Raw genomic sequence first — 1,707 nt, forward strand, 5'->3', positions numbered from 1 at the left:
ACAATTAATGAAACCTTGGCTGATTTAGCCGAACATTACCAAACTACTATCTTGCCTGCCAGGGCTTACAAACCAAGAGATAAGTCATTGGTCGAAGGAGCTGTCAAGATATTGTATTGAAGGATTTATGTAAATCTAAAAGAAACTAAATCCTTTTCTCTGGAAGAATTAAACCAGCAAATATGGGATTTATTAGATGCTCATAACAGGCGAAAACTCACAGGACGCCCGTACTCTCGTATAGAATTATTTTTAGAAGATCAGAAGCAAAAACTAAGTCCATTACCACAAGAACGTTTTGAAATAAAATATCAATCCTTTGCAACAGTAATGCAATATGGGCATGTTCAATTAAGTCAAGACAAAAATTACTACAGTGTTCCCTATCAATACGTCAAGAAAAAAGCGAAACTATTGTATACCAAATCAACGGTAGAGATCTATCACAAATACAATCGAATAGCCATCCATCCAAGGAATTACAAACCGTATATCTATACCACAATCCCGGAACATATGGCTACCACGCATCAGTTTGTAGACCAGTGGAGTGCTGCCCGCTTCATTCATTGGGCCAGTAGTATTGACGAGTCAGCTGCAGCATATATTATGCAAATAATCGAAAGTAGAAACCATCCTGAACAGGCTTATAAAAGTTGTTTGGAAATATTAAACTTCGAAAAAAAGGTAGGGAAAGAGCGATTAATAAATGCCTGTAAACGGGCACTTGATTTTAAAATTTACAATTTTAAGACCATTTAAAATATTTTAGAAAACAACTTAGATCATATTGAATTTGAACAAGAACCCGAGCAAGAACTCCCTATTCACGGTAATATCAGAGGAAAACACTATTATAATTAAATTAAAACACAGTAATCATGAATGACCCGAGCGTAAGCGAACGGGCGAAGCAATCCACAGCAACAAAAATGAAACAAATGAAGCTTTACGGCATGCATAATGCTTTTAAAACTGCCATTGAAAGCGGAAAAACCGACCATTACACACTCGATCAGTTTGTATCGATGCTTATTGATGCCGAATGGGATGAAAGGCACAATCGGCGTATTGCCCGCAGTATCACCAATGCCCGATTCCATTACAAATCAAATATTGAAAGTATCAATTTTGACCAAACCCGTAATCTGGATCGAAACACCATACTACGTCTGGCAGAATGTGAATTTGTCGAAAAAAATGAAAACATTTTAATCACGGGAAGCACTGGTGTAGGCAAAAGTTATTTAGGCACCGCATTGGGTTATCAAGCCTGTATCCAAGGTTTTAAAGTAAGTTATTTTAATACTTTGAAGCTGTTTGCTAAATTAAAAATGGCCAAAGCAGATGGTTCTTACCTGAGAGAATTGGCCAAAATAGAACGGCAAGATGTTATTGTATTAGACGATTTTGGACTCCAAGCTTTGGATAGCAGTAACCGAATTACCCTTTTAGAGATCATTTAAGACAGGCATAATAACGGTTCTATTATTGTAACCTCACAAATCCCAGTGCAAGGCTGGTATGACATCATTGGAGAAAAAACCATAGCTGATGCCACTTTCAATAGGCTGATACATCAATCTCATCGACTCGAATTACATGGAGAATCTCTGAGAAAAAAAGAGGGATAAACAAAGGGTAATATTTAGGTATATTTGAATACTAATTAACAGATGAAAAAGAGTAGTTTTTAATGAAAAATGG

General features: G+C 36.4%; 1 protein-coding gene and 1 pseudogene. Both read left to right on the plus strand.

Going from position 1 to position 1,707, the window contains the following annotated elements:
- Positions 1–240 precede the first annotated feature (240 nt).
- A complete protein-coding gene (locus ACP7AV_RS17120) occupies positions 241–762 on the plus strand; it encodes a Mu transposase domain-containing protein (protein ID WP_426093005.1) in 522 nt (173 codons plus the stop codon).
- 179 nt (positions 763–941) lie between these two features.
- A pseudogene (istB, locus tag ACP7AV_RS17125) lies at positions 942–1,634 on the plus strand (IS21-like element helper ATPase IstB).
- Positions 1,635–1,707 lie beyond the last annotated feature (73 nt).

It is taken from the genome of Flavobacterium sp. DSR3-2, assembly GCF_049896525.1.
Taxonomy (GTDB): Bacteria; Bacteroidota; Bacteroidia; order Flavobacteriales; family Flavobacteriaceae; genus Flavobacterium.